The following is an 8,051-nucleotide window of genomic DNA, read 5'->3' as shown; positions in this document are numbered from 1 at the left end:
TTTATTTCGTAAATTTAAGTAACTACTTTGAAGAAATTGGGTGGTTGCTTTTTTATGTCCAGTATTTTAGTCATCTGTGGAGAGATACATACGTGATAAACATATTGTTACTACGTTAACGGGAATCCATTGTTAAATAAGAGGCTGCTTCGGTGGTCTTTTTTTATTTAACTATCGGGTAGGATAGTTGAATAAAGAACAGTAACCTAACTGTTAAAAAGTTGTTGCATTATTAAAAATATATTAAATTATCCTTTATAATACAGTCAAGATGGAGGGGTTTCAATGAAGCATAAAGCTAAAGTAGCTTTTCTATCGTATTTTCTTACATAATTGGATTCCTTTTTCTTATTCTCGTCTATCTCTATACTAAGGATGATGTGAGGTTAATTTTGTATGGCGGCACTATTATTTATCTCTTTTTATGTGTTCCTCTAAATTATTCATTAGTGGATTTCATAAAAAATGGCTCTGTTATCATTTGTTGTTGATTTTATTACAAAATAAAGACCACCTTATTGTAGGTGGTCTTTTAACCACTAATATCATAGGCTATCAAAAGCTAATTGAATAGGGTTTGAAATTAATTACTCTTGATGAGATAAATACCAATTCCAATCGAACATAAAATAAGGACAATAGCCAAAACGGATATCGGGAAACCACCCCAGCCTAGAGTTGACCCTCCACCACCTGAGATTACTCCAGCTAAATGGGCGGAAGATGCTTTTATTGCATCAATAAGTTGACCGAAGGAATACGCAATAACCGTCGTAAGCAAGGATAATCCGATTAATAATAAGCCCGCAACACGATTATTCATTTGAACACCTCCCCTTTTTCATTTCGTATCAAATCAACGATTTAATGAAAATTCAGCAATGCGGATGCTCTTGTAAGTATCATTCACTTCAAAGGAGAAAGAAGATACAAGCATTTCTTTAATAATATCGCAAACATAGATTTGGGCGCTGCGCTCTTTTTTAAAAAGGCTCTATTAAAGGTAAGTGTTGATATTTGAAACCTTCTTGAAATCTTAGTATAATTATCATAAGAACAAACATTCGGGTGTTGGTGGTCGTTTAATCGATGAAATGCGAGAAACTCGCTTCAAAGAAGGTTTTGAGTGCCCTCGCTGCACGTCCGAACACGTTGTTCGTTTTGGTAAATACAATCGTCGCCAACGCTATTGATGCAAGGCTTGTAGAAAGACCTTCACCGATACTACTAATACAGTTATTTATAGAACTCGAAAAGGAAACCAATGGATTACATTTGTCGATTGTACGTTCAAAGGCTATTCCTTGCGAAAATCTGCTGAAATCGTAGGGGTTACTTGGGTTACCCTCTTTTATTGGAGACACAAATTGTTAAATGCCCTTAAACAAATGGATTTTGAACAATTTGAAGGTATCGTAGAAGTTGACGAGACCCATTTCCTATACTCTCAAAAAGGACAGCGTGGCATATCAGACCGTAAGCCTCGTAAACGTGGTGGTAAATCTAAGCATAGAGGTATCAGCCACGAACAAGTATGCGTTCTCGTTGCCAGAGACCGTACAAAATCTACTGTATCAAAGGCAGCTTGTATGGGACGGATTGTAAAACTAAGGTTGAAAATATGATAGGTTCTAAACTAACATCCGAAAATGTACTCGTTACTGATGCTTGGAGAGCCTATAAAACCTACGCAAAAGAAAAGGGCTTAGAACATTATCGTATTAAATCAAACGATGGGAAGCACGTTATTAAAGGCTTATACCACATTCAAAATGTTAATAGTCTTCACTCTCGTATGAAATAATGGATAGACCGTTTTAAAGGTGTGGCTACAAAGTACCTCAATAACTACCTTGCTTGGTTCTTATATGTAGATAGTCGTAGTAACGAAAGCACTAAGCATAATGTAAAGGAATTCTTACTATCTTCATTTATGTTTGAAATGACCGATACCTATGAAAGTTTACGTTTATCAAAATTTAACGCCTAAGCCTTGTTCAAGGTTAGTATATATAAGATTGGTGGTGAGCCACTATGATTGATTGGCGATGGACAGAAGTTGATACATTAGAAAATCAAGAAAGATGGAATGAAGCAAAATTGCTACTGATACAGAATTGGCGGCAAAATCCCAATGACTTAAAAGGTATTATCCGACTTGGTTTCTTTTGCTGGTATATCTTAGTCGAAGAGGTACCTCTGGGAATTAAAGATGTAGATTTTGATGAGATAGAAACAATATTAAATGAAGTTACGCATTTTGGATTGGCTAATTTTATGACAAATGAGGATTTTCTCTGGTGTTTTGGTTATATGATTTCGCTGTTCCCATATTACTTCGGTGATTACGAATATTGGGAAGAAAAAGGTATTTCGATGTTAAAACGTACTTATGAACTATGCCCAGATGAACAAGTGTATAGATATTCGTACTTAGGGTCCTTTCCTAATACCGACGGAAAACTTAAAGATGAATTTTATCAGCTCCAAGCTGTTCTTGAAGATAGATTTCAAGGAGAAGGTTTATTGTCTGAATATTTTAAAAACGTATGGCGTAGTTGACACGAATATTGAGCTGAACAAACAAGTGTTAGCTCTTAACAAGAATGGGGAAACACCTTAAAAAGCGGGTTTCCCTAACTTTTACTAAAAAATCAACATTAAAAATTTAACAGAGCCTTTAAAAATGAAGGAGCTGCGTCTTATTTAGTGCTGCCTTTTCCAGGAGTTACAGAATTAATTTTCATGGGAGACCTCCATGCCGCGCTGCGGCACCATCAAATGAATGAAAATGGTTCATCAACTAGTCTAACTTTCATTATACCTGTCTACCCTTTTAATACGGCTGGCGAAGGAAGGTCGTTCGACTATGGTGCCTTGAGCCGCATGGGAGACTGACATACAACGACCAGGTGCACCACAAATTGTTGCTCTCTTGAAGAGAAGCACGCAGGGTAGATTAATCTTAGTAGGTTTGTTGCACCAGCCTTAATTTATTTCAGCCGCAGGAAGGAAATCGAATATGGAAGTCATCCACCAACGTTGTTGTGGACTCGATGTTCACAAAAAGAGTATTACCGCTTGCGCGATTTTACCAAAAGGGAAAGAAATTGAAACCTTTGGCACCATGACACATGACCTTATCCAATTGGTTGATTGGATTAAAAGTAAAGGATGTACTCATGTTGCCATGGAAAGCACCGGTGTATATTGGAAACCCATCTACAATCTACTTGAGCTCGAAGACATTCAACCGTTGGTTGTTAACGCTGCCCATATCAAGGCGGTCCCCGGTCGTAAGACCGATGTAAAAGACGCTGAATGGATTGCAAAGCTGCTTCGCCATGGTCTTCTTCAACATAGTTATATCCCTAATCGGGATCAGCGCGAACTGCGTGAACTGGTTCGTTACCGCCGAAGTCTCATTGAAGAAAAATCAAGAGAGATTAGTAGAATCCAGAAAGTGTTGGAAGGTGCCAATATCAAACTCTCTTCCGTAGCAACAGACATCATGGGTGTCTCCGGTCGATCGATGATCGATGCCCTCATCAACGGAATGGATGACCCACAAGCATTAGCGAGTCTAGCAAAAAGAAGCATGAAGAAAAAAAAGGAGGATTTAGAACGTGCTTTATTCGGGTCCGTCGGACCCCATCAAAAAATGATGTTAAAAACCCAGCTTACCCATATTGACTTTTTGGATCAGCAAATCGCTATATTAAATGAAGAAGTTCAGCAACGAATGCAGCCATATGAAGAAGACATTGAGTTGCTTGATTCGATTCCGGGCATTGGCAGAAACCACGCAGAACAACTTTTGGCAGAAATAGGACTTGGCAAAGACATTTCGAAGCAATTTCCTACAGCCCCCCATCTATGTTCGTGGGCTGGAATGGTTCCGGGAAACAACGAAAGTGCTGGGAAAAAAAAGTCCGGAAAAACGAGAAAAGGCAATAAAAAATTGCGTTCAGCCCTTGTGGAAGCAGCACATTCAGCAGCCAAAACCAAAAACACCTATCTTTCTTCCCAATATCACCGGCTAGCTCCGAGGATTGGAAAAAAACGTGCGGCAGTGGCGGTTGGACATACCATTTTAACGATTGTGTATCATCTTTTAAACAAAAGACAGCCCTATATTGAGTTGGGTGCAGATTACTTTGACCAGCGAAAGAAAGAAATCGTAATCAAGCAATCGATTAAACGTTTGGAGATACTGGGCTGCAAGGTAACGGTTGAAGCCACAGCGTAATGATGCCAAAAATAGAGTCAGTTAAAACGCCCAAATCTTTTTTAAAAAAAGGATTTTACTGGGTCTAGTTTCGTATTGCCAAAAATACCCCGTTCTCATTTATTATTTTCAGGGTAGACCTCCATGCCGCCTTGCGGCACCATCAAATAAATGAAAATATAGTCTAGTTTCCCCTATACCTGTCAATCCTTCTAATACGGCTGGCGAAGGAAGGTCGTTCGACTATGGTGCTTTGAGCCCGCAGGGTAGACTGACATACAACGACCAGGTGTACCACAAATTGTCGCTCTCTTTAAGAGAAGCACGCAGGATAGATTAATCTTAGTAGGTTTGTTGCACCAGCCTAGCCTATTTTCTATATCTATATTAGGAAAGGAGTCAATTCCAAGTCGTGTTTAATTACATATTGAGGTGTACTCAGAAGGCTCAGCCTTTTTTTAAAAACCATTTTGGCTGGGTCTACTTTTGTATTGCCTTTTTTAGGTTTTGGGCAAGATATATTTTCAGGATAGTTGAGCAAATAAAAAAACGACTGCCGCAACAGCCGTACTTCACTAACGATTCCCGTTAGTCCAGTAATTGACGCTTTTATTGCCTATCACTTCTGTACAATTGAAATAATTGGTCTTCGAAAAAACATAACTAGGATGAAGATTTAGGCTTGGTTTTAATCCAAGTAAGAATTCCTAAAATGATGATGTTAATAATAAATGTGCCTCCATAAATAACAATACCAATTCCTTGGGCAATCCCGTCCGATGTGTAATTTAGCCACCAGATCCACAAAAGAGCAAAGAAAATAACGTTAAAGGTTAATGAATAAACAAGAGCAATTCGATTATACCTCACTACCATCCAAAAACACAAAACAAGAATCATCCATAAAAAATGTGAACCAATGTATAATTCCATACTTCTCTCCTTTTAAACTCCATCTAATAATTATAAATTTTACCATAAAATGTATGGTTATAATTATTTTTATTTCCAAACTATACTGACCCGTCAGTTGAGCAAATAAAAAACGACTGCCGTAACAGCCGTAATGTGCTAATGATTCTCGTTAGTGCAGTAAAATAAAATTAAGAAAATTAATAAAATTAGTTATAATTAAAATAAATTACAAAGGGGGGAGAATTGGTGGCACCTATAACGGTGATTCAAATGATGTTTGCTGGTATTCCCGTCTTACTGTTGCTACTTATATCAGTTTTTTTAAAAGACAAGAAAAGAAATACACTTGCTTCTCTCGCTGTTTTTATTGCTTTCGTAGAGATTATTTTCTTTGCTGTATCTCCCTTCATGCTTGATTTTACGATAAAAGGGAAACAATCTGTGATTAATCAATATTTAGCAAGAAAATATCCAAATGAATCATGGAAAATAGAAAGATTTGATAAAGAAAATCCAAGTGCAAATCCTTATGTTCAAGTCGTTACCTTCACTAATGAACCAGGGTATACCTACCGTTATATCATTGAAAATGGCAAGGTATATCAACGAGGTTGGGGAGGTCCAGCTCCCAAAAGCGGTGAATATGGAAAGCATTATGAAGGCAAGAAAACAACACATTAACCTGCAATACGAAGCGAAAAAAAATGTCAAACGAGATATGGCACTTGTTTAATGTTAGCGAATAAATCAGGGCTTTACTTCACTATCCTGCCCGTTAGTTCAGTAAATTCATGGTTTTAATACATATCTCTTATTAATTTTTTTTACATCAATCAAGTTATTGGACATTCTATGGCTAAAAACCTTTTTCCTCTCTTGTTTCTATGTTAAAATAAGGAAAAATAGGGGTGAGCGAAACTGGGTTACATATTTACATTCTTAGTATGGTTTGTACCTTGTTTCTTAATTGCACGCTTGCTCAGTCTTTTCGGTGGTAAATGGAGCCCATTTGCAAAAACTTATTGGAAGCAAGATATGGTTGTTTGTTTCTGGATGTCCTTAGTTATAACATTTTTACTTGCTGTTAATAATTAATCCAGCAACCCATAAAAAAAGAGATACAAACAGTTTTAGCCGAATCCAAGTGGGTTCGGCTGTTTACGTATGTGGTATTATCGGACTTTATTTCACTAACGATTCCCGTTAATTCAATAATTATCAGAATTTCTTATTCGCATAATGTCTCGCTATTGTTGAAGGTGAAAATCTTATTTTATATTTTTCTCCAAGTTCTTCCTTTATTTTTACTATTAATTCCGCACCAATTTTATTATGTTCTTCTTCAAGTTTAATCCCATTAAGAAGTAACTTATCATTATCCCAATCAATCCATTTACCATAGTTGATTACCCATTCCATCAGTTCTCCTTTTAACTCATTTGAAATAGGGATTTCATCCAAATCAAGGTTACAACCGCATTGGTTACACCAAATTGGGTCAGCCCCAACATCACCTTCTATTTTTAATTCATGTGTTTCTTTCTCTTCACAAAAACATTGCATATTGTTTTTAGTCACCCCGTTGATAGTACATTTTTTTGTTTTAAAGGTCACTTGTTATTAAACTATTCTGCCCGTTAGTTAGGCAAACAAAAACGGCTGCCCAAACAGCTATATTTCGCTAATGATTCCTGCTAGCCACCCATGCCGTAGGGCGTGACACCACGGATAATGTAAGATAACTTCGTTCTTACATAGGAGTTAAACAAAATACAGAATACTATTCATCATTCAATTGGTTTGAATGGTAATCATGTAAAGGTTATCTACATGAATAATACAATTATCCATCAGTTCAATAAGTTGGTTGAACTTATTAATTCATTTTGCTGGTCTAAATGAATTAGAGCCTCATTCACCACTTCATGTGAAAAATCCTTAACAATAATTTGGTTTTCAATAAGAAAAATATTTCCGTCCATATTGCGTTCAATATACTCCATTAATCCAGCCTTCGTACATATTGAACACCATCTTTTTTGTCCATCACTTAAAATAACGGTGATTTCAGGGTGCTGTAATGACTTTTCACTTGAATCATGAATGACATCATCGAATTGCCATTTAACCAATACGGAGACATTACTTCCACAAGGTACGAAGTAATACTTGTTAAACCACCTTGCTCGGTTGTTATCGCCGAGTATTTTTATCTGTTCTTTTTCTTCATTTTCAGCTATCACTTCATATTCCTTGCCCCTTGTTAATGCTTCTACATAAGAGCCAACAGAATTGCAAATTACAATCTTGTCCATCTTTCATCTCCCAATACTGAGTTAACGATTCCCGTTAGTTAAACTTCATCTATTTTACCCCTTTTAATCCTCCATACTTTTGTACAAACTTTTTAAGGTCTGCAAGGGTTGATTCAAAATAACTTTGGTCACTCTCTATTTCAAATTTAAGTTCGTTATCCAAGTGGTGTAACTCTTTAAAGTAACCCTTGAACACAGCATGTCCTCTTGAATCAAATGTGATTTTAAATTCTAAATTCACTTCTGAACTACTAAATGTTGCTTCGCCAGAAAATAAATCGTACGCCCTTCCCAATTGTTCATAGAAAGAACAAACTTCGCCCGTTGTAAACCAAAGTTTACCTCTAACAAAGTAGTTATTACTTTTAATTTCTAAAGTACCCTCTGCATCATATCCACCAAAATGGCTTGTTTGTTCTGGAAAGCCATAAACTTCGTCTAGATGTAATTGTAAGTAGCCCTGTTCTCCCTTGAGAATAAAACCCTCCATATGGTCACTCTCATTTCAAATAAAGTCATTTTTACACACTTTTTATTGAGTATATCATCGGGAAATAGCTGTGTGTTGGTATTTCTCAAAGGTATTATTTAAC

The 8,051-nt window shown here is 36.6% G+C and carries 9 protein-coding genes and 1 pseudogene; 5 read left to right on the top strand and 5 right to left on the bottom strand.

Annotated features, from left to right (window positions below):
• Positions 1 to 583: 583 nt before the first annotated feature.
• The gene (locus MBEAL2_RS28080; protein WP_047155489.1) at positions 584 to 823 is read right to left on the bottom strand and encodes a hypothetical protein; all 240 of its coding nucleotides are present in this window, start codon (positions 821 to 823) and stop codon (positions 584 to 586) included.
• Positions 824 to 1,064: 241 nt separating this feature from the next.
• Here MBEAL2_RS28080 and MBEAL2_RS28075 point away from each other — a divergent pair.
• The 4 genes and pseudogenes from MBEAL2_RS28075 to MBEAL2_RS28065 form a co-directional block, all read left to right on the top strand.
• Positions 1,065 to 1,990, top strand: a pseudogene (locus MBEAL2_RS28075) (IS1595 family transposase); the annotation flags it as partial.
• A gap of 44 nt (positions 1,991 to 2,034) precedes the next feature.
• Positions 2,035 to 2,562 (top strand): hypothetical protein, encoded by a 528-nt coding sequence (locus MBEAL2_RS28070; RefSeq protein WP_047155488.1) that lies wholly within the window; start codon positions 2,035 to 2,037, stop codon positions 2,560 to 2,562.
• A 147-nt stretch (positions 2,563 to 2,709) separates the two neighbouring features.
• Positions 2,710 to 2,898: a hypothetical protein gene (locus MBEAL2_RS31485; protein ID WP_152667962.1), complete on the top strand. Its 189-nt coding sequence runs from the start codon at positions 2,710 to 2,712 to the stop codon at positions 2,896 to 2,898.
• Positions 2,899 to 3,022: 124 nt separating this feature from the next.
• Positions 3,023 to 4,249, top strand: a complete 1,227-nt coding sequence (locus MBEAL2_RS28065; RefSeq protein ID WP_047155487.1) for an IS110 family RNA-guided transposase — start codon at positions 3,023 to 3,025, stop codon at positions 4,247 to 4,249.
• Positions 4,250 to 4,891: 642 nt separating this feature from the next.
• Here the strand turns inward: MBEAL2_RS28065 and MBEAL2_RS28060 are convergent.
• Positions 4,892 to 5,161 carry a hypothetical protein gene (locus MBEAL2_RS28060; RefSeq protein ID WP_047155486.1) on the bottom strand — a complete coding sequence of 90 codons (270 nt, stop codon included), beginning with the start codon at positions 5,159 to 5,161 and terminating at the stop codon, positions 4,892 to 4,894.
• A gap of 228 nt (positions 5,162 to 5,389) precedes the next feature.
• On the opposite strand from MBEAL2_RS28060, the gene MBEAL2_RS28055 reads away from it, so the two are divergent.
• A complete protein-coding gene (locus MBEAL2_RS28055) occupies positions 5,390 to 5,824 on the top strand; it encodes a hypothetical protein (protein ID WP_047155485.1) in 435 nt (144 codons plus the stop codon).
• Between the two features lie 537 nt (positions 5,825 to 6,361).
• On the opposite strand, the gene MBEAL2_RS28050 is transcribed toward MBEAL2_RS28055, so the two are convergent.
• The 3 genes from MBEAL2_RS28050 to MBEAL2_RS28040 all read right to left on the bottom strand — a co-directional run bounded on the left by MBEAL2_RS28050 (position 6,362) and on the right by MBEAL2_RS28040 (position 7,948).
• Positions 6,362 to 6,757 (bottom strand): immunity protein CdiI family protein, encoded by a 396-nt coding sequence (locus MBEAL2_RS28050; RefSeq protein ID WP_369405549.1) that lies wholly within the window; start codon positions 6,755 to 6,757, stop codon positions 6,362 to 6,364.
• Between the two features lie 236 nt (positions 6,758 to 6,993).
• Positions 6,994 to 7,458: a hypothetical protein gene (locus MBEAL2_RS28045; RefSeq protein WP_047155483.1), complete on the bottom strand. Its 465-nt coding sequence runs from the start codon at positions 7,456 to 7,458 to the stop codon at positions 6,994 to 6,996.
• Between the two features lie 49 nt (positions 7,459 to 7,507).
• A complete protein-coding gene (locus MBEAL2_RS28040) occupies positions 7,508 to 7,948 on the bottom strand; it encodes a WapI family immunity protein (RefSeq protein WP_047155482.1) in 441 nt (146 codons plus the stop codon).
• Between the last annotated feature and the right edge of the window lie 103 nt (positions 7,949 to 8,051).

It is taken from the genome of Aneurinibacillus tyrosinisolvens, assembly GCF_001015055.1.
In the GTDB taxonomy this organism is placed as follows: Bacteria; Bacillota; Bacilli; order Aneurinibacillales; family Aneurinibacillaceae; genus Aneurinibacillus_A; species Aneurinibacillus_A tyrosinisolvens.
Note: the sequence above shows the minus strand (reverse complement) of the source record. Positions and strands in the feature narration are given on the sequence as shown.